The following is a 23892-nucleotide window of genomic DNA, read 5'->3' on the forward strand; positions in this document are numbered from 1 at the left end:
GGCGCCGATGACCGTCCTGTCCCTGCGGGGCATCAACAAGACCTTCGGTGCGGTGGCCGCCCTCACGGACATCGAACTCGATGTGGCGGCGAGCCAGGTCGTCGCGGTCGTCGGCGACAACGGCGCGGGCAAGTCCACCCTGGTCAAGATCCTGTCCGGCGTGCACCCGCCGGACTCGGGGACGATCTCGTTCGAGGGCCGGGAGGTCGAGATCCCGACCCCGGCCGCCGCCCACCGGCTCGGCATCGCCACCGTCTTCCAGGACCTGGCGCTCTGCGAGAACCTCAACGTGATCCAGAACCTGTTCCTCGGCCAGGAGATCCGCCCGCTGCGGCTGAACGACGTGGCCATGGAGACCCGCTCGTGGGAGCTGCTCCGGCAGCTCTCCGCCAAGATCCCCAGCGTACGGGTGCCGGTCGCGGCGTTGTCCGGCGGCCAGCGCCAGACGGTCGCCATCGCGCGGTCGCTGCTCGGCGACCCCAAGATCATCATCCTCGACGAGCCCACCGCCGCGCTCGGCGTGGCCCAGACCGCCGAGGTGCTCAACCTGGTCGAACGCCTCCGCGAGAACGGCCTCGGCGTCATCATGATCAGCCACAACATGGCCGACGTACGGGCCGTGGCCGACAAGGTGGCGGTGTTGCGGCTCGGCCGTAACAACGGGGTGTTCGACGTGGGCGACGTCTCCGCCGAGGACATCATCGCCGCGATCACCGGCGCCACGGACAACGCGGTCTCCCGCCGCGCCCAGGCCATGAGCACGAGGGAGGTCACCCCGTGACGACGACCACGGACCGCCAGGACGAGCGGCTGCTCGACCGCCAGGGGCTGCGCGGCGTGCTCGCCGACGTGGTCGAACGGGCCCGCGGCGGCGACCTCGGCGTCATCCCCGTCGTGATCGGCCTCGTCGTCATCTGGACGGTGTTGCAGATCCTCAACCCGATCTTCCTGTCCAGCGCCAACCTGGTGAACCTCACACTGGAGTCGGCCGCCGTCGGCGTCATCGCGCTCGGCATCGTGTGCGTGCTGCTCGTGGGCCAGATCGACCTGTCGGTCGGCTCGGTCAGCGGACTGTCCGGCGCGGTGCTCGCGGTGCTGTTCGTGGGCAACGGCCTGCCGGTCTGGGTGGCGATCCTGGCCTCGGTGCTCATGGGCGCGGTCATCGGCTGGCTGTACGGGCAGCTCTTCAACCGGTTCGGCGTGCCCAGCTTCGTGATCACGCTGGCCGGTCTGCTCGCCTTCCTCGGCCTCCAGCTCTACGTACTGGGCACCAAGGGGTCGATCAACCTGCCGTTCGACTCGGGGCTGGTGAACTTCGCGCAACTCGACTTCGTGCCCGACTGGTTGTCGTACACGTTCGCGGTGGTCGCGGCCGGGTGGTTGTTCGTCAGCGGGTTCCTGCACGCCGGGGAGCGGCGGCGGGCCGGGTTGTCGGCCAGGAGCGTGCCGCTGCTGGCGGTCAGGAGCCTCGCGCTGCTGGCGGTGCTGGCGTTCGTGGTCTGGTACCTCGGGCAGACGCGCGGCGTGGGCTGGATGTTCGTCTTCTTCGTGGCGCTCGTACTGGTCATGCACTACCTGCTGTCGCGGACGAAGTGGGGCCGGGCCGTGTACGCCGTCGGCGGCAACGTGGAGGCCGCGCGCCGCGCCGGTATCAACGTCAGGGCCGTCTACACCTCGGTGTTCGTGCTCTGCTCGACGTTCGCGGCGGTGGGCGGCATCCTCGCGGCGGCGCGGCTGGCCGCGGCCAACCAGAGCAGCGGCGCGGGCGACGTCAACCTCAACGCCATCGCGGCGGCGGTCATCGGCGGGACGAGCCTGTTCGGCGGGCGCGGCACGGCGTTCGGCGCGCTGCTCGGCATCGTCGTCATCCAGTCCATCTCCAGCGGCCTGACGCTGCTCAACCTGGACTCCTCGATCCGGTTCGTGGTCACCGGCGCCGTCCTGCTGCTCGCGGTGATCGTCGACTCCGTGTCGCGCCGGTCGAGGACCTCGCACGGCAGGGCCTGATGGCGATCATCTGCGTGGACGCGGGAACCACGGTCATCAAGGCGGTCGGGTACGACGCCACCGGCGCGGAGAGCGCCGTCGCCCGGCGTGCCACGACGGTGTCCAGGCCCGCGCCCGGCCACGCCGAACAGGACATGCACGCCGTCTGGGACGCCGTCGCGGACGCCGTACGCGAGGTCGCGGCCACGGTGGAGACCGTCGACTTCGTGGCGGTCACCGCCCAGGGCGACGGCTGCTGGCTCGTGGACCGCGACGGCGAGCCCACCGGCCCGGCCGTCCTGTGGAACGACGGCCGCGCCGCCGCCGTGATCGACGCCTGGACCAGGTCGGGGACGGCCGCGGCCGCCTTCGCGGTGAACGGCTCCTCGGCCGCCTCCGGCCTGCCGCACGCCGTCCTGACCTGGCTGCGCGAGCACCGGCCGGACCGGCTGGAACACGCCGCCGCCCTGCTGACCTGCGGCGGCTGGATCTTCTCCCGGATGACGGGCGAGGTGGTCGCCGACGAGTCCGACGCCTCGGCCCCCTTCATGGACCTGCGCACCCGCGCCTACTCCCCCGAGCTGCTGACCCTGTTCGGGCTGGAATGGGCCGAGCGGCTGCTGCCCCCGATCCGCTCGGGCCACGTCGCCGCGCTCACCTCGGACGCGCTCGGCCTGCCCCTGGGCACGCCGGTGGTGATGGCGCCGTACGACATCGTCACCACGGCGCTGGGCGCGGGCGCGGTGCTGCCCGGCCAGGCGTGCGGCATCCTCGGCACCACGTTGTGCACCGAGGTGCTGGTGGAGTCGCCGCCGGACGCCGAACCGACCGGCATCACGATCGCGGTGCCCGGCGGCTACCTGCGGGCCTTCCCCACGTTCGCGGGGACCGAGGTCGTCCAGTGGGCCTGCCGGCTGCTGGGCCTGCGCGACCCCGCCGAGCTGGGCGAGCTGGCCCTGCTGGGCGAGCCGGGGGCGGGCGGGCTGGCGTTCCTGCCGTACCTGTCGCCGGCCGGGGAGCGGGCGCCGTTCTCCGACCCGCTGGCCAGGGGCGGGCTGCTGGGCCTGTCGTTCGAGCACGGGCGCGAGCAGGTCGCGCGGGCCGTGCTCGAAGGGCTCACGATGGTGATCCGCGACTGCCTGGCCGCCACCGGCGCCGCGCCGACGGAGTTGCGGGTGTGCGGGGGCGGCTCGGCCAGCGCGGCCTGGCTGCGGCTGATCGCCGACGTCACCGGGCTGCCCGTACGGCGTCCGGCCGACGACGAGGTGGGGGCGCGGGGGGCCTACCTGGTGGGCCTGGCGGCCACGGGCGGCGCGGCGTCCGTCGCGGAGGCGGCGGCCCGGCACGTACGGCTGCGCGCGGCCGTGGAGCCCGACCCCGGCCTGCGCGATCGGTACGACCGGCTGTTCGCCGACTTCCTGACCCTACGGACGGCCGAGGCCGGATCGTGGCCGCTGCTGGCCGGGATGCGGAGCCGGGCATGAGCGTGTGGATCGGCATCGACCTCGGCACCCAGAGCGTACGGGCGATGGCCGTGGACGCGGACGGCAACGTGCTCGGCTCGGCGAGCCGCCCGCTGACCAGCCACCGCGACGGCCCCCGCCACGAGCAGGACCCCGAGCAGTGGTGGCGCGAGCTGGCCGCCGCCACCCGCGAGGCGCTGCGCGACGTGCCGCCCGAGCGGGTCGAGGGCGTGGCCGTGGACGCCACCTCTGGAACGATCCTGCTCACCGACCGGGACGGCGCCCCGCTGACCCCCGCCCTCATGTACGACGACCGCCGCGCCACGGCCGAGGTCGAGCGGGTCAACGAGACCGGCGGGCCCGTCTGGGAACGGCTCGGCTACCGGCGCATGCAGCCGAACTGGGCCCTGCCCAAGCTGCTGTGGCTGCTCCGCGACGCCCCGCCGCGGGTACGCGCCGCGCACCAGAACGACTTCGTCAACCGCCGCCTGGTCGGCCACGACGTGGCCACCGACCTGAGCAACGCCCTCAAGACCGGCGTCGACCTGATCGGTGAGCGCTGGCCGGACGACGTGCTGGACGCGCTCGGCGTGCCCGCGGGCACCCTGCCCGACGTGGTGCGGCCGGGCGCCCGGCTCGGCGCGGTCTGCGCCGGGGCCGCCGCCGAGACCGGCATCCCGGCGGGGACGCCGGTGATCGCCGGGACCACCGACGGCTGCGCGGCCCAGCTCGGTGCGGGCGCCCGGCGGGCGGGGAGCTGGAACTCGGTGATCGGCACGACGCTGGTGCTGAAGGGCGTGACCGAGGAGCTGATCCACGACCCGCTGGGCGTGGTCTACTCCCACCGCGCCCCCGACGGCTCGTGGTTGCCCGGCGGCGCCTCCAGCACGGGCGCCGGCGTGCTCTCCCGCGACCTGCCGGGCCGCGACCTGGACGCCCTGAGCAGGCGGGCCGCCGCCCGCTACGGCGGACGGCCCGGCTGGCCGGGGCCGATCACGTACCCGCTGGTCTCGCGCGGGGAGCGGTTCCCGTTCGCCGCCCCCGAGGCCGAGGGGTTCACGATCGGCGGCGACCCGGCCGACGACGTCGAGCGGTACGCCGCCGTCCTGCTCGGCGCCGCCTTCCTCGAACGCCTGTGCTTCGACTACCTCGACCTGCTGGGCGCGTCCGTGGCCGGCGAGGTCATCCTGACCGGCGGCGCGACCAGGAGCGCCTTCTGGAACCAGCTCAGGGCCGACGTCCTGCGGCGTCCCGTGACGTTGCGCGAGAACGCCGAGCCCGCCCTGGGCATGGCCGTGCTGGCGGCCGGCGATCCCGGCCACATGATCAGGACCCGCGCGGTGATCGAGCCGTCGGCCGCCGACCTCCGCGAGCCGTACCTGCGGTTCATCGGCGAGCTGGAACGGCGCGGCTGGCTGCCCGCGAACGCCGCCGGGCACGCCCGGAAGAGGAGCACCCCATGACCGACCTCGTCCTGGTCCGCCACGGCGAGACCGTCTGGCACGCCGAGAACCGCTACGCGGGGACCAGCGACGTCGAGCTGACCCCGCTCGGCCGCGAGCAGGCGACCCTGCTGGCGGACTGGGCCGGGCGGGCGGGGCTGGCGGCGGTGTGGTCGTCCACGCTGAGCCGGGCCCGGCTGACCGCCGCGCCGAGCGCCGCCGCGGCCGGCGTACGGCCGGAGGTGGACGCCCGGCTGCGGGAGCTGGAGCTCGGCGCGGGCGAGGGCCTGACCTCGGCGGAGATGCACGACCGGTTCCCCGAGGCACGGGCCGCCTTCGAACGTGACCCGGCCGCCCACCCCCTGCCCGGGGGTGAGGACCCGTACGAGGCCGCCGACCGGTTCGTCGCGGCCCTGCATGACATCTCAGGACGACATCCCGGCGGGCGGGTGCTCGTCGTGGCCCACACGACCGCCATCAGGCTCGCTCTGTGCCGGCTCGTCGGGATCCCGCTCGGCGAGTACCGCCGGCTCTTCCCGCGCCTGGACAACTGCGCCGTGACCGAGCTGCGCACCGGCACGGGACGGCCGGCGATCCTGCGGTACAACTCCCCGATTGGAGCCGTTCGTTGACCATCCGAGTCCTCGCCGCAGGCGACCACTTCGTCCAGAACCGCCTGCTCATCGACGCGCTCAGGCAGGCGGTCCCGGGCGAGGTGCACATCAGCGAGCTGACGCTGCCGTGGCCGGTGGAGCCGTTCGGCCGCGTGGGCGAGGTGGACGAGGCGTCGGACGTCGAGGACGCGCTGATCGAGGCGCTGCGCGGCGTCGAGGTCTGCGTGACCCAGATGGCCCCGCTGACCAAGCGCGTCCTGGACGCCTCCCCCGACCTGCGGCTGTTCTGCGTGAGCCGGGGCGGGCCGGTGAACGCCAATCTGGAGGCGGCCGCGGCGGCGGGGGTCGCGGTGACGTACGCGCCGGGCCGCAACGCGGTGGCCACGGCCGAGCACACGCTCGCCATGTTGCTGGCCGCCACCCGCCGCATCCCGCGCACGCACGCCGACCTGGCCGGCGGTGTGTGGCGCGGCGACTACTACATGTACGACAACGTCGGCCCCGAGCTGGAGGGCGGCACGGTCGGCCTGGTCGGCTACGGCGCGATCGGCCGCCGGGTGGCCCGCATGCTGGCCGGCTTCGGCGCCGAGGTGCTGGTCCACGACCCCTACGTCGAGGTGCCCGGCCGGGTCGAGCTGGACGAGCTGCTCGAACGTTCCCGCTTCGTGTCGCTGCACGCCCGCGCCACCCCCGAGACCGCCGGCATGATCGGCGCCGCGCAGCTCGCCCGCATGCCGGCGGGCTCGGTGCTGGTCAACTGCGCCCGCGGCGCGCTGCTCGACTACGACGCGCTGTGCGACGCGCTGGAGTCCGGCCACCTGTTCGGCGCGGCCATGGACGTCTTCCCCGAGGAGCCCATCCCTCCCGGCTCGCGCCTGCTGACCACGCCGAACCTGGTCATGACCCCGCACCTGGCCGGCGCGAGCAAGGAGACGGCGGCCAAGGCGGCCGGGATCGTCGCCGCGGACGTCGCCAGGTACGTCCGCGGCGAGCCCCTGGCCCACCGGGCCAACTAACCCTTCAGCGCGCCCGCCATGAGCCCGCGCATGAAGAACCGGCCGAGCAGCACGTAGATCAGCATCGTCGGGATCGAGGCCAGGACGGCCGCGGCCATCTGCTGGCTGTACGGGGTGGCCTGGGCCCCGGCGATGTTGTTGAGCATGACGGTGGTCGGCCAGCTCTGCGGCCCGGTGATGAAGACCGCGAACAGGAAGTCGTTCCACAGCGAGGTGAACTGCCAGATGATCACCACCGCGATCGCCGGCCACGACACCGGCAACACGACCGACCAGTACGCGCGCAACATCCCCGCGCCGTCCACCCGCGAGGCCTCGATCAGCTCGTCGGGGATCGTCACGTAGTAGTTGCGGAAGATCAGCGTGCAGATGGGGATGCCGTAGACGACGTGCGCGAGCACCAGGCCCGGGATGCCGCCGTAGAAGACGCCGTCCAGGCCGGTCTGCTCGTTCAGCCAGACCATGAGCTTGACCAGCGGGATCATCACCCCCTGGTAGGGGATGAACATGCCGAACAGGAACAACGTGAACAGCACGTCCGCGCCGGGGAAACGCCATTTGGACAGCACGTACCCGTTCATGGAGCCGAACGCGCACGACAGCAGCGAGCCGGGGACGGCCAGCAGCACGCTGTTCCACAACCCGGGGGCCAGCTTCTCCCAGGCCACCCGCCACGCCTCCGTGGTCCACGTCCGCGGCAGGTTCCACGCCTGGCCGGGGTCGGCCTCGGTGAGCGGCTTGAAGCTGGTGGCCAGCAGCACGTAGATCGGTATGAGGACGACGACCACGAGGACGATCAGCAACGTGAACCGCACCACGCGGAACCCGGTCCCGCGTCCGCCCGCGACGGCCGTCACGGCCTGCGCTCCTTGCGCACCGACCAGATCAGGTACGGGATCACGAACACCGCCACGCTGAGCACGATGTACGACGCGATCGTGGCCCCCTTGGCCGGGTCGTGGGAGTCGTACACGGCCACCCACATGAACACCGCGGGCACGTCGGTGATGATCTGCTTGCCGGACACCGCCACGATGAGGTCGAAGACCTTGAGCGAGATGTGCCCAAGGATGATCAGCGCCGACAGCGTGACCGGCCTGAGCATGGGCAGCACCACGTGCCGGTAGACGCCCCACTCGCCGGCGCCGTCGACGCGGGCGGCCTCGCGCAGCTCCTCGGGGACACCGCGGAACCCCGCCAGGAACAACGCCATGACATATCCAGACATTTGCCATATCGCCGGGAGTGCCATCGCGGCCATCCCCCAGTCCGGATCCCTGAACCACTGCCACTGCGGCAGCCCGATCGCGTCGAACAGCCGGTTCAGCCCGACCGCCCGCTCCTCCGTGCCCGAGTTCATCAGCCACCGCCACACGATGCCGGTCGCGACGAACGACACGGCCATCGGGAACAGGTAGATCGCCCGGAACGTGCCCTCTCCCCAGATCCCCTTCTCCATGAGGAACGCCAGGAACCAGCCCAGCACCAGCGCCCCCACCACGAACGTGATCGTGAACACGATCGCGTGGTTCACGGAGAGACGCCAGCGTGCCTGGTCCCAGATGTCGATGAAGTTCTTCAGCCCCACGAACGTGCCCTCGGACACCTCATCGTGCTGGTCGGTCATGGCCAGGCGGAAGTTCCAGCCCAGCATGCCGTACACGAACACGCCGATCGCCACGATCGACGGCGCGACGAGGAGGAGTCCGGGCAGCCAGGTGCGTGCCCGCCTCACAACCATTTCCCTTCGCGCGGGTACGGCGGGCCTCCCCCGCCGTACCCGCATGCGTCACTGAGCGTTGGCCTTGGCCGCGTCCGCCAGGGCCTGCTGGAGACCCTTGACGTCCTTGCTGGCGATGAACAGCCCGACCGCCTCGTTGATCGAGGCCAGCCACGGCTGGCTCACCGAGACGCCGTGCTGGATGGATCCGGCGAGCTTGTTGCTCGACCAGTCCTTCAGCGCGTCGGCCAGGTAGTCGGTGTAGAGCGCCTGGTCGGCGTCCTTGCGGGCGGGGATGGAGCCCTTCTTCGGGTTGAAGGCGTCCTGGCCCTCCTTGCTCGCCGCGACCTTCAGCCACGCGACGGCCCCGTCCCGGTTCTTGGCGCCCTTGGGCAGGGTGAAGCTGTCCGACAACCACATGTAGGTGCCCTCGGTGCCGGGCGCGGGCGCCCAGTCGAAGTCCGTCTTCGACGTCTTGCCGAGGCCGCCCTCCGGCGGGTTGTGGAAGTAGCCGTACGCCCAGTCGCCCATGATGTTGAACGCCGCCTCGCCGTCGGCCACCTGCTTGGCCGCGGGCTGCCAGTCGTCCTGCGGGTCGCCCGCGTACGACATGATCTTGGCGAAGTTCTCCAGCGCCTTGGTCATCTGCGGGCCGCTCCAGTCGGCGCCCGGCTTGAACAGCGCGTTGTAGGCGTCGGTGCCGAGCGAGCCGAGCAACACGTTCTCCAGCAGGTGGGTGGCGGTCCACTCCGACCCGACGGAGATCGGGATCTTGCCCTTGGCCTTGACCTTCTCCAGGTCGGCGATGAACTCCTCGATCGTCTTGGGCGCGGCCGCGATGCCCGCGTCCTTGAGCACCTTGGGGTTGAACCACAGGACGTTGGACCGGTGGATGTTGACCGGCACCGAATAGATCTTGCCCTCGACGCTGATCTGCTCGACGAGCTGGGCGGGGAAGACGTCCTTGAGCTTCAGTTCGTCATACAGGAACGTCAGGTCCTCCAGGTTGCCCGCCTTGATGTAGCCCTGCAATTCGGCGCCGGCGTGCCCCTGGAAAGTGTCGGGCGGCGTGTTGGCCTGCAACTTCGACTGCAACAGCGCCTTGGCCTTGTCACCCGAGCCGCCCGCCACGGCGGCGTCGAAGAACGTGTAGTTCGGATTCTTCTCCTCGAAGATCTTCTTCATCGCCTGGAGGCCGTCGGCCTCGCCGGGGCCCGTCCACCAGGAGAAGACCTCCACCTGCTGCTTGCCGCCGCCGCTGCTCGGCGCGGCAGATCGGGAAGCCTGGCCGCCGCCGCCTCCGCCGCAGCCCGCCAGACCGAGAACGCCCGCCATCGTGATCGACACGGCCGCTAACCACCGTCGCATCGCACACCCTTCCCTTCGCGATCCCCCGAAGTAGGTGACTTTTGACAACGTTGTCAACAACGGCTATCAACCCACTTCGCGCGCGCCGACGTCAAGGGCGGAGCAGGTAACAGGTCCGCATACTCAGCCGACGCGCTCCAGCGTGCCGCCGGGCCCGGTGAGCACGGTGACGCCGAAGTCGTAGCTCGTGCCGGGCAGGTCGACGCAGCCCGCGGCCACGATCAGCGCGCCCTTGGACACCGCGAGGCCGACCAGGGCGGGCAGGTCACGGCCGTTGCCCGGCGACCACGTGCTGAGCACGACGTCGGACTCGGTCAGGCCGACCGGCACGTCGAGCTCGGCCATCCTGGCCAGCAGGTCGGCGTGGGTGAGCCGCCGGCCGCCGGACAACACCAGCGCGTCCTGCCGCTTGGCGTCGAGCGCGGGCAGCGCGGTGGGCTCCAGCACGAGCAGGCCGCGGAAGTCGATCGTGTCGAGCGCCGGGCCGAGCGAGACCACCTGGCGCACGCGGGAGCCGTCGGCCGCCGCGATCGCCGTCTCGGCCAGGTCGGGAGTGGTGATCAGCATGCGCGCGTCGCACTCGCGCAGCAGCGCGGCCACCTCGTCGGCGCCGAGCCCCGGATCGACCGGCGCGGCCACGCCGCCCGCGGCCAGCACGGTGTGCAGGGCCACCGTCTGGGTGCCGGTCGTCGAGACGTGCACCCCCACGACCTGGTCGCGGCGCGCGCCCCTGCGTACCAGCCCGGAGGCCGCCCTCGTCACCTCGGTCACCAGACTGCGGTAGCCGTAGACGTGACCGCCGCGCAGATCGACGAGCGCCGGCCGCTCGCCCCGCTCGTAGGCCCGGCAGAACACCTCGTGGATCACGGTGCCGGTGGTCGAGGCGGACGGCTTCATGCCCGCCAACGTACGGCCGCCCGCGCGCCCGCCGCATCCACCGATCTATGTAGAGCCGTGTGCATTTCCCCAGCCCAGGGGGAAGGTGGGCGGGCCCGAGCCCTGCGCGACTCGAGCCCGCTGTCACACGCCCGGGAACCGGGCCCCCACCCCTCCGAGAAGGCCCGGCCCCGTCAGGACGTGTGACGTCCCTCGGTCGATCGGCCGCCACGCCCCCCGGCGGGAGAGCGGGGAACGCGGGCGCGGCCGATCACATGCAGCAACGGTAGGCGTTCGTACGGCGACCGCACATGCGCTGACATGGCCATTCGAGGATGTAAGCGCCCGGCGGCCACGATGTGTAGAGAAGCCGCCGGGATCAGCGTCCGCCGATCACCCATGCGGCAATCTGTGTACGCGTGGAGAAGCCGAGCTTGCCGAGGATGTTGGCGACGTGCCGCGCGGCCGTGGCCGGGCTGATGACCAGTTCGTCGGCGATGGCCCGGTTGCTCAGCCCGCGGGCCACCAGTGCGGCGATCTCGCGTTCCCTGGCCGTCAGCCTGCTGTCCTGGACGACCGGGGCGACCGGCGCGCCCGGCAGCTCGGGCAACTGGCCGCCGAGCGCGCAGGAGACCGCCTGGTCGGCCGTCATCGCCAGGCCCTCGGCCCACAGCAGCGCCACCACGGCCTCGCCGAGCCGGTTGCGGGCGGGCCCCAGCAACTCTTCCGTACGGGCGTCCGGGCGGCGGCCGCGCAGCCCCAGCGAGGCGGCGGCCAGCAACACCGCGCGCCGGTCGTCGCCCTCGGCCGCCAGCAGGCGCGCCCAGGCCGCCAGCCGCCTGGCGATGCTGTCCCGCAGGCCCGCGTCGCGGCTGAGCACCAGCGCCTCGGTGAGCCTCGTCCGCGCCTCGGCCAGGTCGCCCTCGTCGAGCGCGACGCGGCCGAGCCCGGCCAGGCAGCTGACGATCTGCTGCCGGGCGTCGATGTGCCGCAGCAGGCGCAGGCCCGCCTCGTAGTGACGGCGGGCGCCGGCCCGGTCGCCGGTGCGCCGGGCGATCTGGGCCAGGCCGACGTGACCGTAGGACTGGCCGAGATGGTTGTCGAGCCGCTCGCTGAGCGTCAGGACCTCCTCGAACGCCCTTCGCGCCTCGTGCAGGCGGCCGGCCCGCAGGCCGAAGTCGGCCCGGGTGCCCTGGGCCAGCGACTCCAGGATCGGGTCGCCGCGCCGCCTGGCCGCCTCCAGGGCGGGAGCCAGCGGCTCCTGGTCGCCGGTCGCCTGGGCCAGCATGATCAGGCCGACGGCCTCGCCGTAGGCGTCACGGGCGTCGACGCACAGCGCCAGCCCGATCTGCACGCACCGGGCGGCGAGCCCCTCCTCACCGGCCGCGAGCGCCAGCTCCCCGCGCAGGATCATGGCCTGCCCGCGTAAGCCCTCGGGCACCTCGGGGGCGTCAAGCCCGAGCAGCCGGTCGAGCCGCTCGGCGATGTCGAGCCGCCGCCCGCTGGCCATCAGCAGGTAGCGAACGTCAGTCAGCAGCTCCAGCGCGACCTGCGGCGAACCGCTCGCGACGGCCCAGTCGCAGGCCGCGCCCACCTCGGCCTTGAGCCCGTCGAACAGGTTGACGAAGCGTTCGACCACCGGCCACGACGTGCGCGTGCCAGGGGTGAGGACGTCCTTGAACCGCGTGGCCAGCCCGGCCAGGGCCGCCAGGTGGTTGCCGCGCAGGGCCACCTCCTCGCCGGACTCCGCGAGCTGCTCCAGCGCGTATTCGCGGACGGTCTCCAGCAGCCGGTAGCGAGCCTGGCCGGCGATCTCGCCGTCCAGCACGACCAGCGACTTGTCGACCAGGTCGCACAGGCGCGGCAGCACGTCCTCCTCGGGCAGGCCGGCGCCCGTGCACACCCCTTCGGCCAGGTCGAGCGTCCAGCAGGAGCGGAAGGCCGCCACGCGGCGCAGCAGCAGCCGTTCCTGGAAGCTGAGCAGGCGGTAGCTCCAGTCGACGGCGGCGCGGAGCGTACGGTGCCTGGCGTGCGCCGTACGGGCGCCGCCCGCCAGCACCCTGAACCGGTCGTCGAGCCGCTCGACGAGCTGCCTGACCGACAACACCCGCACCATGGCGGCGGCCAGCTCGATCGCCAGCGGCAGCCCGTCCAGCGCCTGGCACAACTCGATCGCCAGCGGCAAGGTCTCCTCGGTCAGCTCGAAGTCGGGCCGCGCGGCGGTGGCCCTGGCCACGAACAGGCGCACGGCCTCGCTCTCCTCGCCGACCAGCGAGAGCGGCGGCACCCGCCAGACGGTCTCGCCCGGCACGCGCAGCGGCTCGCGGCTGGTGGCCAGCACGGTCAGCCTCGGGCACGCGCCGAGCAGGTCGCGGCAGAGCTCGGCGCACTCGCCGATCACCGGCTCGCAGTTGTCCAGCACGAGCAGCACGCGCCGGCCGCCGATGGCCTCCGGCAGGTCGTCGGCGATGCCGAGCGCGGCCGAGACCTGCTGTCTCAGCTCGCCCTTCTCCACATCGGCCAGCTCGACCAGCCACACACCGTCGGGGTGCTCGGGGGCGATCCGGGCGGCCAGGCGCAGGGCGAGGCGCGTCTTGCCGATGCCCCCCGCGCCGCACAGTGTCACCACCCGCGACACGCGGCCGAGGTGCACCAGCTCATCGAGATCGGACTCCCGGCCCACGAACAGGTTCGGCTCGGCCGGCAGGTTGCAGAAATCGGCGGTTCGCAGCATCACTGTGAGTGTGGCACCAACTACCGTTCGCGCCCAGACTCAAATCGGTGGAGAACTCGGCGGTCCGCCGTCAGGCCAGCGCCGCTTCCAACACCGCGCGGGCGACTCCGGCCACGACGGCGGCGTCGGGGCCCGGGTGCTCCAGCACCACGCCGACCGCCACCTCCGGGGCGCCGGCCGGGGCGAACGCCGTGGCCAGCGCGTCCTGGCCGCCGCTCGCCGCGATCTTGGCGGCCACCTCGACGCCGGGGATCGCCACCGCCGCGCCCGGCCCGCCGGCGCGCGTCGCCGTCGCCATCATCGTGGCCAGGTAGTGGGCCCGCTCGGGCGTCATGGTCGTACGGTACGGCTCGGGCCCAGCCTGGACGAGGAGTGAGCCGTCCGGCAGGCTCACCTCCTCCACCAGGTACGGCCGCATCAGCACGCCGTCGTTGGCCACGGCCGCCGACAACATCGCGATCATCAGCGGGGTCGCCCGGTCCTGGTCGCGGCCGACGGCCGACAGCGCGGTCCGCGGCCGGTCCATGCCCTGCGGGTACGTGCTGGGCGTCGCCTCCAGCGGCACGCGCAGGTCACCGGCATCGAACCCGAACGCCTCGGCCTGGTCCCGCAGGATGTCCTGACCGAGCTGCAAACCGATCCCGGCGAACGCGGTGTCGCAGGACGTCTCGAACGCGCGCAGCAACGTCGGACGGGACCTGCCGCAGGCGGCGAGCGGCGCGGGCAGCGGCGGCTGTACGACGGTGTTCACGCGGGCCGTGGGCGTGTACTCGCCGGAGGCCAGCGCCGCCGCGGCCGTCACCAGCTTGAACGTGCCTCCCGGCGGATAGACCTGGTTCAGCGCCCGGTTCAGCAGGGGGCGGGCGGGCGCGTCCCGCAGCCGCGCGAGAGTGGTGTCCAGCCGGGTGGCGTCGAAGGTGGCCAGGGTGTTGGGGTCGTAGGACGGGTAGCTGGCCAGGGCGAGGATCGCGCCGGTCGCCGGGTCGATCGCGACGACCGCGCCGGGCACCCCGGCGGCCTGGAGCGCGTGGTAGGCGGCCCACTGGGTGCGTACGCCGACGGTCAGCCGGATGTCGGCGCCCGCCGCGTCGCCGTCGCTGACCATCGAACGCACCTTGACCTTGGCGTCGTCCCCGGACAGGACGGCGCGCTCGGCCTGCTCGACGCCCGCGGAGTCGAAGAGGGACAGGTAGCCGGTCACGGGGGCGTAGAGCTCGCCGTCGGTGTAGACCCGCTGGAACCGGTACGGGCCGCCGCCGGGCGCCGGGCGGCTCCTCGCGACGGTCGCGCCGTCGTAGGTCAGGATGTCGCCGCGCGGACGGGCGAACCGGGAGATGAGCGAGCGCTCGTTGCGGCGGTCGGCGTTGAGCTCCCGCGCGCCGAACACCTGGACGACCGTGACGTGGGCCAGCAGGAGGAACAACATGGCCGCGCAGAGCACGGCCATCCGGCGCAGCGGGACGTTGAGCCGCCTCGCCCTGATGCCCGCCATGGTCCTTGGTCTAACAACCGGACCACCAAGACAGGGCTACAGAACGCTGCGGTAGTAGGAAATCTTGCGGTGGATGTAGTCCTGCCGCTCGGCCAGCTTGGCGATCTGGGCCTGGACCTGCCGGTCGTGCTCCTCCAGCAGCCTGATGCGGTCGGGGATCGTCCGGTCGCCCTCGCGTACGAGCTCGGCGAAGCGCAGCAGCATGGCGATCGGCATGCCGGTGTCGCGCAGGCAGCGGACCATGGCGAGCCAGCCGACGTCCTCCTGGCTGAACCTGCGCTGGCCGGCGGAGTTGCGCTCCACGCGCTCCAGCAGCCCGATCTTCTCGTAGTAGCGGAGAGTGTCGAGGCTGAAGCCGGTCTCCTCGACGACCTCGGCGGGTGTGTACACGCTCACGTGTCCCAGTCTTCCACCTGGAGCGCACTCCAGGTCAACGGCTTGACATGGAGTGCGCTCCAGGCCCGAGGGTCTGCGTCATGAACATCGCACTCGGCACGATCCCGTTCGGCACCACCGTCGGCCTGCGGGAGACCTTCGCCATCCTCGACCGCTTCCACGACGCCGGCGGGACCATGCTGGACACGGCCAACAACTACCCCTTCTGGGACGAGGGCCGCACCGGGGACGAGAGCGAGGAGGCCGTCGGGGCCTGGCTGGCCGCGCGCGGCCACCGGGACCGGATCTTCATCGGCACCAAGGGCGGGGCCCGGCCGACCGTGCCGGGCGACCGTACGCTCGACTCGGCCGAGGGCCTGTCGGCGGCGGCCGTGGCGAGGGCCGCCGAAGGCAGCCTCCGGAGGTTGCGGACGGACTACATCGATCTGTATTGGTCGCACATCGAAGACCGTTCGGTGCCCTTGGCCGAGACGCTGGGCGCCCTGAACACGCTCGCCGAGCAGGGGAAGGTGCGCGCGCTGGGGGCCAGCAACATCGCCGCCTGGCGGCTGGAACGGGCCAGGAACGTCTCGGCCGCACGCGGCTGGCTGCCGTACACGCAGGTGCAGTTGCGTCACACCTACCTGCGTCCGCGGCCGTTCACCCGGCTCGCGGAGGGCGGCCACACGCTGGCCTCGGACGAGACCCTCGACTACCTGGCCGCCGAGCCGGACCTGACGTTGTGGGCGTACAACACGCTGATGTCGGGGGCGTACACGCGGGCGGACCGGCCGATGCCGGAGATCTACGACCATCCGGGCACCGCCCGCCGCCTGGCCACGCTGCGCGAGGTCGCCGGCGAGCTGGGCGCCACCCCCAACCAGGTCGTGCTGGCGTGGCTGACGGCCGGCGGGCACGTGCCCGTCGTCGGCGTCTCCACGACGGCCCAGCTCGACGAGGTCGTCGCCGCCGCGGACGTCAAGCTGGACCCCGAGCTGCGCGCCCGCCTGGACGCGGTCGCGTAGCGGGATCAGGGCAGGTGGTCGGCGAGGTAGCGGCGGACGAGCTGCTTGCACTCGGCGATCAGCTCGGGGTCGCCGCCGGGATCGGCCCGGAAGGCGAGCTTCAGCACCGCGTCCGTGGCCTCGACGGCCACCACGAGGGCTCGGTCGAGGCCGGGGCCGACGGGCGCGTCGAGAAGGGCGAGGGTGAGGGCGCGCAGCCGGTCGGCCACGATGACGTTGTTGTCGAGGGCGCTGTCGAGCGTGCGCTTGGTGCCCTCCAGCGGCGGGCCGCCGGGGGTGGGCAGGACCTCGCCGAAGTCGACCACGGCGAACCCCGGTGTGGTGCGCTTCATGTCGACGAACTCGTCGACGGCCAGGTCGACCAGGTCGGTCCAGTGGCCGAGGTCGGCCGCCGCGATGCGCTCGGTGATGCGCTGGAGGAACGCCTCCAGGTTGCGCAGCGCGAGGGCGCGCACCAGCCCCTGTTTGTCGCGGAAGAACTGGTAGAAGGTGCCGATGGGGACCTCGGCGCGACGCGCGACCTCCTTCGTGGTCAACGCCTCGTAGCCGACCTCGTCGAGCAGGAGCGCACACTCGTCGAGCATCCGCTCCACCCGCTCCACGCTCCGGCGCTGTGCGGGACGGCGGCGCAAGGTACTCGTCATGTCCTCCATCCTGGCCTATTACCAGCAGGTACAGACCGGCCACTTTGCCGTCCGTTAACATGAGCCATACTCGCATAAAGGGAGCCGAGATGTTCTTATGGGGTACGGCGACGGCCGCGTACCAGATCGAGGGCGCGGTCGCCGAGGATGGCAGGGGCGCGTCCGTCTGGGACACCTTCGCCCACGAACCGGGCCGCACCAGGGACGGCCACACCGGGGACGTGGCCTGCGACCACTACCACCGCTGGCACGAGGACATCGGGCTCATGTCCGGCCTCGGCGTGAACGCCTACCGTTTCTCCGTCGCCTGGCCGCGCGTGCAGCCCACCGGCGCCGGCGAGGTCAATCCCAAGGGCCTCGACTTCTACGAACGCCTGACCGACGGCCTGCTGGCGGCCGGCATCCAGCCCGTGCCGACGCTCTTCCACTGGGACCTGCCCCAGGCGCTCCAGGACCAGGGCGGCTGGATGAACCGCGACACGGCCCGGCGCTTCGCCGACTACGCCGCGATCGTGGCCGAGCGCCTGGCCGATCGCATCCCCCTGTGGATCACCCTGAACGAGCCCTTCGTCCACATGGCCTTCGGGCACGCCATGGGCATCCACGCCCCCGGCCAGGCCCTCCTCCTCGACGCCCTCCCCGTGGCCCACCACCAGCTCCTCGGCCACGGCCTGGCCGACGAGGGGCTGCGGGCGGCGGGCGTACGGGAGGTGGCGATCACCAACAACTGCACGCCGGTCTGGGCCGCCTCGCAGGAGGAGCCGGACGTCAAGGCCGCCGACGCCTACGACATCCTGCACAACCGGCTGTTCAACGACCCCGTACTTCTGGGCGAATATCCCGATTTGTCAGCCTACGCCCCCACGCTCGACTTCATCCACGACGGCGACCTGGAGACCATCTCCGCCCCCCTCGACGCCCTCGGCATCAACTACTACAACCCCACCCGGATCGCCGCCCCACCACCTGGAGAGGTGTTGCCGTTCACGGACACCGGCGTCACCGGGTACCCCACCACCGCCTTCGGCTGGCCGGTCGTCCCCGACGGCCTGCGCGAGCTGCTGACCGGCCTCAAGGCGCGCTACGGAGACGCGCTCCCGCCGATCCACATCACCGAGAACGGCTGCTCACAACCGGACGAGCTCACCGGGCTCGGCACGGTCGAGGACCAGGCCCGCATCGACTACCTGCGCGCCCACATCGACGCCGTCATGGCCGCGCGGGCCGAGGGCGTGGACGTGCGCGGCTACTTCGTCTGGTCGCTGCTGGACAACTTCGAGTGGGCCGAGGGCTACCACCAGCGCTTCGGCCTGGTGCACGTGGACTTCGCCACCGGCCGCCGCACCCCCAAGGCGTCCTACGAGTGGTTCAGGGAGCGCGTGGCGGCTCAGAACACCGACACGTGAACGTGGTCGTAGTGGTTGGCGGTCACGCCGCCCCGGTCGGACATCGGGTCCCACCCGCCGCCTGACCGGATGTCGTAATAGCGCTGCTTCCAGATGATGTACATGACGCCGATCCGCGCGCCGTTCTTGATCAGCCATTCGGCCAGGGCGTCCCCGCGGTCGGCGTCGGCCCCTGAGGCCATGGTGCCGCCGCGGGACATCATGAAGTCGCAGGCCCGGCCCTTGCCGTGCTCGCCGGGCTCGCCGGGGCGCAGGCAGCCCACGCCGTACTTCATGGGGAAGTTCTGCATGATCTCGGCGCGCACGGCGATCAGGCGCGGGGTCAGGCCCTCGGCGCCGCCGGGCTGCTGGAAGCCGTACTTGGCGAGCAGGCGCTCGATCTCGCGCCGCTTGCCCTGCAGCTCCTTGATCTTCTTCTTCATCTTGCTGATCTTGTCGTTGGCGTTGAGCTTGGCCTCTTTGGACTTCTCGATCAGCTTCTGGATGCTCCGGACGCGCTCGGTGCGCTCACCGGCCATGTACGTCAGGTTCGCCGCCTGGCCGAGCGCGTGGATCGGGTCGACGTCCGTGGTGAAGAGCTGGACGCCGTCGAGCGGGCCGGTGATGTAGGTCTGCTGCGCGATGTTCGCCACGTCGGCCTTGGCCGCGGCCAGGCGCGCCGCCAGGTCGCCGGAGGTGTCGGTGGCGTTCTTGGCCTGGACCCTGATCTCCTCCAGGCTCTGGATCTGTCCGCGGTAGAGGTCGTTGAGCCTGCTCGCCTGTTTGGTGAGTCTGCGCAGCTCATCGATGTTGGGATCGGCCGACGCCGGACGCGGGAAGGGAAGCCCGAGCAGCCCGGCGAGGACGACCGCGACCGTGACGAGCCGCCAGATCCTCACACCTGCTCCCCTCCTCCCACAGACGGACCGAAACTATAGAAGATGATCTTGATTGCTGTCATCTGAACGGCCCAAGTGGCGCACCTTTGGCGAATTTCAGTGCGATTTGTCGGAAATAAGGAGGACCTAAAAGATTGGGCCTTGTGGAGTGCTTGGTACCGGTCTGAGATGGCGGTCGAACTCGTCTCTGCGAAGGGGCAGACCGTGTCTCGATCCATGACCATCGCCGCAGCCGTGCTCCTCGGCCTGGGCTCCTCACTCGTCGCCGTGACCGCCGCGGCCTCGGTCGATCCGCTGCCGGCCGGCGACCGCATCGAGCTCTACCAGGTGGACAGCAGGCCGGGAACCGCGCAGTCACTCAGGGAGAAGGGCTTCGACGTCGTCCAGCACGAGACCGCGGGCGACAAGGAGCACGTCGAGCTGACCGCCGACCAGGCGGACCTGGCCGGGCTGGCCAAGCTCGGCCTCCGGCCCGAGCCCGTACGCAACCCGCAGGGGCAGAGCAACCTCCAGGCCGCCAGGGCCCAGGCGGCCGGCGGCTACACCGTCTGGCGGTCGTACTCGCAGCAGGGCGGCATCGCCGACCAGCTCAAGGCGATCGCGAACGCCAACAGGGACATCGTCCAGCTCCGGTCCATCGGCAAGTCGCTCAAGGGGCAGGACATCCTCGCCGCCAAGGTCACGACGGGAGCCAGGCTGCTGCCCGACGGCGTCAAGCCCGCCACCCTCTACTCGGCCACCCAGCACGCCCGCGAGTGGATCGCCGCCGAGGTGGACCTGCGGCTGCTGAAGTACGTGGTGGCCAACAGGTCCGCGCTGCGCGACGTGCTGAACCGGACCGAGTTGTGGTTCGTGCCGGTGGCCAACCCCGACGGCTACGACTTCACCTTCACCGAGGGCAACCGCCTGTGGCGCAAGAACCTGCGTGACAACGACGGCGACGGGAAGATCACCAACGCCGACGGCGTGGACCCGAACCGGAACTTCCCCACGAACTTCCGCTACGACGAGGAGGGCTCGTCGAGCATCCCGAGCAGCGAGACCTTCCGCGGCTCCGGCCCGGCCAGCGAGCCGGAGACCAGGGCCATGGACGGCCTGCTCAACCGCGTCCGGTTCGAGATGAACCTGAACTACCACTCCTTCGGCCCGCTGCTGCTCTACCCGAGCGGGTTCCAGATCGCCACGAAGACCGCGGACAACCCGATCTACGAGGCCCTGACCGGGAACGACGAGGCCCCGGCCGTGCCCGGGTTCGACCCCGACCTCGGCGCGGAGCTCTACACCACCAACGGCGACACCAACGACCACGCCCACGCCCGGTACGGCACCCTGTCCTGGACGCCGGAGCTGGACGAGGGCTGCGACGGCTGCGGGTTCGTCTTCCCTGACGACGAGGCCGCCGTACAGGCGGAGTTCGAGAAGAACCTGCCGTTCGCGCTCGACGTCGCCAGGTCCGCGGTGGACCCGGTCGAGCCGGTCAGCCACCTGGGCAACAGGACGCCCGACTTCGTGCTCGACCCGTTCGAGGCCAGCTACGGCACCGACCAGGTCGTCCAGGTCACCGCCAAGCGGAGGCTCGGGCCCGTCCTGCTCAACTACCGGGTCAACGGCGGCCGGACGAGGATCGCGCCGACCGGCGAGTGGAAGGGCGGCGAGCGGTACGGCAAGGGCTACGACCGCTACTACCACCGGATGCGCGGCAGGATCACCGGCACCCGGCCGGGCGACAAGGTCAAGGTGTGGTTCAGCGCGATCGGCGGGAAGAGCGGCGACTTCACCTACACCGTGCAGGACGACATCGGCGGCAAGGTGCTGGTCCTGGCCACCGAGGACGTCACCGGCCTCAGCCCGGCCCAGGACGCCACTCAGGCCAGGTACGCCGCCGACTACGTCAAGGCCCTCCAGGACGCCGGGTACCCGACCGACGTGTACGACATGGACCGGATGGGCCGCAGGGCCCCGCACCCGCTCGGCGTGCTCAGCCACTACAAGGCCGTGGTGTGGGAGACCGGCGACGACATCATCCCGAGATCCCCGGGCCAGGTCGCCGGGACCACGTCGAAGGGCGGCGTGGACACCGAACTCGCGGTGCGCGACTACCTGAACGAGGGCGGCAAGCTGCTGCACGCCGGCAAGTACCCGTCGTACGCGGCCAACAACAACGGCGCGTACTACTACGAGCCCGACCAGCCGGGACACCCCGAGTGCACGGTCCCGGACGACCCGCCGTGCATCCAGGTGTTCAACGACTTCCAGCAGTACTGGCTGGGCGCCTACGTCTTCTTCGACGACGCGGGCACCGACCAGGGAAGCGGGCAGCCGTTCGGCCTGAAGGGCAACGGCGGCCGGTTCGAGGGCTTCTCCGGCACGCTCCAGCCCAGCCACACCAACTCGTACGTCGCCACCTCGGCCATCCTGCCCCCGGAGCGGTTCCCGCTGTTCGCCTCCTCGGCCCAGGTCAAGTGGGAACGTCCGGGCGGTCCCTTCGACCCGCACACCGGTTCCTGGGACGTCTACAGCGGCATCGCCGACGTCTCGTGGAAGCGGCTGACCAGGACCGTCGACCTGACCGGCAGGAGCGCCGGCGACCTGTCGTTCTGGACGTCGTACGACACCGAGGCCGACTGGGACTTCCTGACGGTCGAGGCGCACACCGTGGGCGGCGACGACTGGACCACCCTCCCGGACGCCAACGGCCACACCACGCAGAGCACCGGCGAGAGCTGCAAGTCGGACAACAGCGGCGGCTGGCGGGTGATCCACCCCTTCACCCAGCGCTACCAGGGCCCGGCCTGCGAGCCGACCGGCTCCTCCGGCGCGTGGCACGCAGCCTCGGGCAACTCCGGCGGCTGGCAGCGGTGGAAGATCGACCTGACCCCGTACGCGGGCAGGCGGGTCGAGTTGTCGATCTCGTACGTCAGCGACTGGGCCAACCAGGGCGCGGGCGTCTTCCTCGACGACTTCGCGCTCACCCTGGACGGCGCGGCGGCCGATGAGACCTCCTTCGAGTCCGACCTCGGCGGCTGGGCCGTCGCGGCGCCGCCGGAGGGCTCGACCCCCTCGGTCAACAACTGGTTCCGCACCGACCAGGTCTTCGAGGAGGGCGGCGGCATCGTCACCGCGGACACCGTCTATCTGGGCTTCGGGCTGGAGAGCCTGACCGGCCAGGCCGCGCGTACGGACCTGGTCCGGCGGTCCATGCGGCACCTGCTGGGCGACCCCCGCTAGCGACGCCCCGAGGGGCGCGGCACACCGCTGCCGCGCCCCTCTTGCGTGTACGGACAGAACATGGTTCGGTCGCCTTGAGGCGTACCGACAACAAGCAAGCATTCGGTCAAGCAGGAGGCTCACGACATGCGCCAGCACGACAAGCTGTTCATCGGGGGCGAATGGGTGACCCCCGCGGGCACCGGGACGATCGACGTCATCTCCCCCCACACCGAGGAGGTCGTGGGCCGCGTCCCCGACGGCACGGCCGAGGACATGGAACGCGCGGTGGCCGCCGCCCGGCAGGCGTTCGACCACGGGCCGTGGCCGCGCATGACGTTCGCCGAGCGGGCCGCGGTGATCGAGCGGCTGGCCGGGATCTACAACGAGCGGCAGGGCGAGATGGCCGCGCTGATCACCGAGGAGATGGGCTCGCCGATCACCTTCTCCAACCTCGCGCAGGCGCCGCAGCCGCTCGGCATGCTCCAGTACTACGCCGGGCTGGGCAAGGAGTTCGCGCAGGAGGAGGAGCGTCCGGGGCTGTTCGGGCCGATCACCGTACGACGCGAGCCGGTCGGCGTCGTCGCGGCCGTCGTCCCGTGGAACGTGCCCCAGTTCGTGACCATGACCAAGGTCGCGCCGGCGCTGCTGGCCGGGTGCACGATCGTGCTCAAGCCGGCGCCCGAGACGCCGCTGGACGCGTACCTGCTGGCCGAGTGGGCGATCGAGGCCGGGCTCCCGGCGGGCGTGCTCAACATCGTGCCCGCCGGGCGCGAGGTGAGCGAGCACCTGATCTCGCACGCGGGCGTCGACAAGGTCGCCTTCACCGGCTCCACCGCCGCGGGCCGCCGCATCGCCGCCATCTGCGGCGAGCAGCTCAAGCGGGTCAGCCTGGAGCTCGGCGGCAAGTCGGCCGCGATCATCCTGGACGACGCCGACCTCCAGGCCAGCATGGGCTTCCTGTCCATGGCCACGCTGATGAACAACGGCCAGGCGTGCGTGGCCCAGACCCGCATCCTGGCCTCGCGCAGCCGGTACGACGAGGTCGTCGACGCCATCGCGGCCATGGTCAACTCCCAGCCCGTCGGCGACCCGGCCGACCCCGCGACCGGCATCGGCCCCCTGGTGGCCAAGCGTCAGCAGGAGCGGGTCGAGAGCTACATCAAGATCGGCATGGACGAGGGCGCCAAGGTCGTCGTCGGCGGCCTGGACCGTCCCCGCGACCGCGGCTGGTACGTCGCCCCCACGGTCTTCGCCAACGTCGGCAACGACATGCGCATCGCCCGCGAGGAGATCTTCGGCCCGGTCCTGACGGTGATCCCGTACGAGGACGAGGCCGACGCCCTCCGCATCGCCAACGACAGCGACTACGGCCTGGCCGGCACGGTCTGGACGGCCGACACAGAGCACGGCATGGACGTCGCCCGCCAGGTGCGCACCGGCACGTACGGCGTCAACTGCTTCATGCTGGAGTCGAACGCGCCCTTCGGCGGCTTCAAGTCCAGCGGCATCGGCCGCGAGCTCGGCCCCGAGGGCCTGAACGGCTACCTGGAGTACAAGACGATCGCCCGGCTCGGATAGAGGGCGGCGAAGAGGGGCCCCGCGGCGCGACGGGGCCCCTCCGCCGGGCCCGGAGGGCACCCAGC

At 71.6% G+C, this 23892-nt stretch carries 19 protein-coding genes; 10 read left to right on the forward strand and 9 right to left on the reverse strand.

Annotated elements, in window-relative coordinates:
* Positions 1-7: 7 nt before the first annotated feature.
* Genes DMB42_RS23250 through DMB42_RS23275 form a run of 6 tightly spaced genes read left to right on the forward strand, consistent with a single transcriptional unit; the run spans position 8 to position 6521 of the window.
* Positions 8-781, forward strand: coding sequence for an ATP-binding cassette domain-containing protein (locus DMB42_RS23250; protein WP_125637099.1), 774 nt, complete (start codon positions 8-10; stop codon positions 779-781).
* Positions 778-2007 carry a sugar ABC transporter permease gene (locus DMB42_RS23255; RefSeq protein ID WP_189646753.1) on the forward strand — a complete coding sequence of 410 codons (1230 nt, stop codon included), beginning with the start codon at positions 778-780 and terminating at the stop codon, positions 2005-2007. Before DMB42_RS23250 ends, DMB42_RS23255 begins: the two co-directional genes overlap by 4 nt.
* A complete protein-coding gene (locus tag DMB42_RS23260; protein WP_125637100.1) occupies positions 2007-3470 on the forward strand; it encodes an FGGY-family carbohydrate kinase in 1464 nt (487 codons plus the stop codon). The genes DMB42_RS23255 and DMB42_RS23260 overlap by 1 nt, the downstream gene beginning before the upstream one ends.
* Positions 3467-4912, forward strand: coding sequence for an FGGY-family carbohydrate kinase (locus tag DMB42_RS23265; protein WP_125637101.1), 1446 nt, complete (start codon positions 3467-3469; stop codon positions 4910-4912). Before DMB42_RS23260 ends, DMB42_RS23265 begins: the two co-directional genes overlap by 4 nt.
* A complete protein-coding gene (locus tag DMB42_RS23270; RefSeq protein WP_125637102.1) occupies positions 4909-5523 on the forward strand; it encodes a histidine phosphatase family protein in 615 nt (204 codons plus the stop codon). Before DMB42_RS23265 ends, DMB42_RS23270 begins: the two co-directional genes overlap by 4 nt.
* On the forward strand, positions 5520-6521 hold the full coding sequence (locus DMB42_RS23275) for a 2-hydroxyacid dehydrogenase (RefSeq protein ID WP_125637103.1): 1002 nt from the start codon (positions 5520-5522) through the stop codon (positions 6519-6521). Before DMB42_RS23270 ends, DMB42_RS23275 begins: the two co-directional genes overlap by 4 nt.
* On the opposite strand, the gene DMB42_RS23280 is transcribed toward DMB42_RS23275, so the two are convergent.
* The 7 genes from DMB42_RS23280 to DMB42_RS23310 all read right to left on the reverse strand — a co-directional run bounded on the left by DMB42_RS23280 (position 6518) and on the right by DMB42_RS23310 (position 15107).
* Entirely contained in the window at positions 6518-7378 is an 861-nt protein-coding gene (locus tag DMB42_RS23280; RefSeq protein WP_260477883.1) for a carbohydrate ABC transporter permease, read from the reverse strand. The two genes, DMB42_RS23275 and DMB42_RS23280, sit on opposite strands and share 4 nt — an antisense overlap.
* Positions 7375-8262: a carbohydrate ABC transporter permease gene (locus tag DMB42_RS23285; RefSeq protein ID WP_185844822.1), complete on the reverse strand. Its 888-nt coding sequence runs from the start codon at positions 8260-8262 to the stop codon at positions 7375-7377. Before DMB42_RS23285 ends, DMB42_RS23280 begins: the two co-directional genes overlap by 4 nt.
* A 48-nt stretch (positions 8263-8310) precedes the next feature.
* Entirely contained in the window at positions 8311-9609 is a 1299-nt protein-coding gene (locus DMB42_RS23290) for an ABC transporter substrate-binding protein (RefSeq protein ID WP_125637105.1), read from the reverse strand.
* A 123-nt stretch (positions 9610-9732) separates the two neighbouring features.
* Positions 9733-10506 (reverse strand): AMP-binding protein, encoded by a 774-nt coding sequence (locus tag DMB42_RS23295; protein ID WP_125637106.1) that lies wholly within the window; start codon positions 10504-10506, stop codon positions 9733-9735.
* Positions 10507-10864: 358 nt separating this feature from the next.
* Entirely contained in the window at positions 10865-13219 is a 2355-nt protein-coding gene (locus DMB42_RS23300) for a LuxR C-terminal-related transcriptional regulator (RefSeq protein WP_125637107.1), read from the reverse strand.
* 70 nt (positions 13220-13289) lie between these two features.
* A complete protein-coding gene (locus tag DMB42_RS23305; protein WP_260477884.1) occupies positions 13290-14711 on the reverse strand; it encodes a penicillin-binding transpeptidase domain-containing protein in 1422 nt (473 codons plus the stop codon).
* Positions 14712-14747: 36 nt separating this feature from the next.
* Positions 14748-15107 (reverse strand): MerR family transcriptional regulator, encoded by a 360-nt coding sequence (locus tag DMB42_RS23310; RefSeq protein WP_125637108.1) that lies wholly within the window; start codon positions 15105-15107, stop codon positions 14748-14750.
* A gap of 80 nt (positions 15108-15187) precedes the next feature.
* On the opposite strand from DMB42_RS23310, the gene DMB42_RS23315 reads away from it, so the two are divergent.
* Positions 15188-16111 (forward strand): aldo/keto reductase, encoded by a 924-nt coding sequence (locus DMB42_RS23315; RefSeq protein WP_125637109.1) that lies wholly within the window; start codon positions 15188-15190, stop codon positions 16109-16111.
* Positions 16112-16116: 5 nt separating this feature from the next.
* Here the strand turns inward: DMB42_RS23315 and DMB42_RS23320 are convergent, their stop codons facing one another.
* Complete coding sequence (locus tag DMB42_RS23320) at positions 16117-16755, reverse strand: TetR family transcriptional regulator (protein WP_125637110.1); 639 nt, start codon at positions 16753-16755, stop codon at positions 16117-16119.
* Positions 16756-16844: 89 nt separating this feature from the next.
* On the opposite strand from DMB42_RS23320, the gene DMB42_RS23325 reads away from it, so the two are divergent.
* Positions 16845-18161, forward strand: a complete 1317-nt coding sequence (locus DMB42_RS23325) for a GH1 family beta-glucosidase (protein WP_125637111.1) — start codon at positions 16845-16847, stop codon at positions 18159-18161.
* Here the strand turns inward: DMB42_RS23325 and DMB42_RS23330 are convergent.
* On the reverse strand, positions 18143-19039 hold the full coding sequence (locus tag DMB42_RS23330; protein ID WP_125637112.1) for a hypothetical protein: 897 nt from the start codon (positions 19037-19039) through the stop codon (positions 18143-18145). The two genes, DMB42_RS23325 and DMB42_RS23330, sit on opposite strands and share 19 nt — an antisense overlap.
* A gap of 216 nt (positions 19040-19255) precedes the next feature.
* Between DMB42_RS23330 and DMB42_RS23335 the strand changes: the two genes are divergently transcribed.
* Both DMB42_RS23335 and DMB42_RS23340 read left to right on the forward strand, forming a co-directional pair.
* Positions 19256-22267, forward strand: a complete 3012-nt coding sequence (locus DMB42_RS23335) for a M14 family metallopeptidase (protein ID WP_125637113.1) — start codon at positions 19256-19258, stop codon at positions 22265-22267.
* A gap of 126 nt (positions 22268-22393) precedes the next feature.
* Positions 22394-23827 carry an aldehyde dehydrogenase gene (locus tag DMB42_RS23340; RefSeq protein ID WP_125637114.1) on the forward strand — a complete coding sequence of 478 codons (1434 nt, stop codon included), beginning with the start codon at positions 22394-22396 and terminating at the stop codon, positions 23825-23827.
* Positions 23828-23892: the final 65 nt, after the last annotated feature.

The organism is Nonomuraea sp. WAC 01424 (assembly GCF_003947315.1).
Taxonomy (GTDB): domain Bacteria; phylum Actinomycetota; class Actinomycetes; order Streptosporangiales; family Streptosporangiaceae; genus Nonomuraea; species Nonomuraea spiralis.

What these genes read in the sequence shown, in the direction of transcription:
- DMB42_RS23300 (WP_125637107.1), bottom strand. Translation starts at nt 13,219, where the DNA reads ATGCTGCGAACCGCCGATTTCTGCAACCTGCCGGCCGAGCCGAACCTG.
- DMB42_RS23335 (WP_125637113.1), top strand. Translation starts at nt 19,256, where the DNA reads ATGACCATCGCCGCAGCCGTGCTCCTCGGCCTGGGCTCCTCACTCGTC.
- DMB42_RS23285 (WP_185844822.1), bottom strand. Translation starts at nt 8,262, where the DNA reads ATGGTTGTGAGGCGGGCACGCACCTGGCTGCCCGGACTCCTCCTCGTC.
- DMB42_RS23295 (WP_125637106.1), bottom strand. Translation starts at nt 10,506, where the DNA reads ATGAAGCCGTCCGCCTCGACCACCGGCACCGTGATCCACGAGGTGTTC.
- DMB42_RS23325 (WP_125637111.1), top strand. Translation starts at nt 16,845, where the DNA reads ATGTTCTTATGGGGTACGGCGACGGCCGCGTACCAGATCGAGGGCGCG.
- DMB42_RS23250 (WP_125637099.1), top strand. Translation starts at nt 8, where the DNA reads ATGACCGTCCTGTCCCTGCGGGGCATCAACAAGACCTTCGGTGCGGTG.
- DMB42_RS23265 (WP_125637101.1), top strand. Translation starts at nt 3,467, where the DNA reads ATGAGCGTGTGGATCGGCATCGACCTCGGCACCCAGAGCGTACGGGCG.
- DMB42_RS23320 (WP_125637110.1), bottom strand. Translation starts at nt 16,755, where the DNA reads ATGACGAGTACCTTGCGCCGCCGTCCCGCACAGCGCCGGAGCGTGGAG.
- DMB42_RS23290 (WP_125637105.1), bottom strand. Translation starts at nt 9,609, where the DNA reads ATGCGACGGTGGTTAGCGGCCGTGTCGATCACGATGGCGGGCGTTCTC.
- DMB42_RS23340 (WP_125637114.1), top strand. Translation starts at nt 22,394, where the DNA reads ATGCGCCAGCACGACAAGCTGTTCATCGGGGGCGAATGGGTGACCCCC.
- DMB42_RS23305 (WP_260477884.1), bottom strand. Translation starts at nt 14,711, where the DNA reads ATGGCGGGCATCAGGGCGAGGCGGCTCAACGTCCCGCTGCGCCGGATG.
- DMB42_RS23270 (WP_125637102.1), top strand. Translation starts at nt 4,909, where the DNA reads ATGACCGACCTCGTCCTGGTCCGCCACGGCGAGACCGTCTGGCACGCC.
- DMB42_RS23315 (WP_125637109.1), top strand. Translation starts at nt 15,188, where the DNA reads ATGAACATCGCACTCGGCACGATCCCGTTCGGCACCACCGTCGGCCTG.
- DMB42_RS23260 (WP_125637100.1), top strand. Translation starts at nt 2,007, where the DNA reads ATGGCGATCATCTGCGTGGACGCGGGAACCACGGTCATCAAGGCGGTC.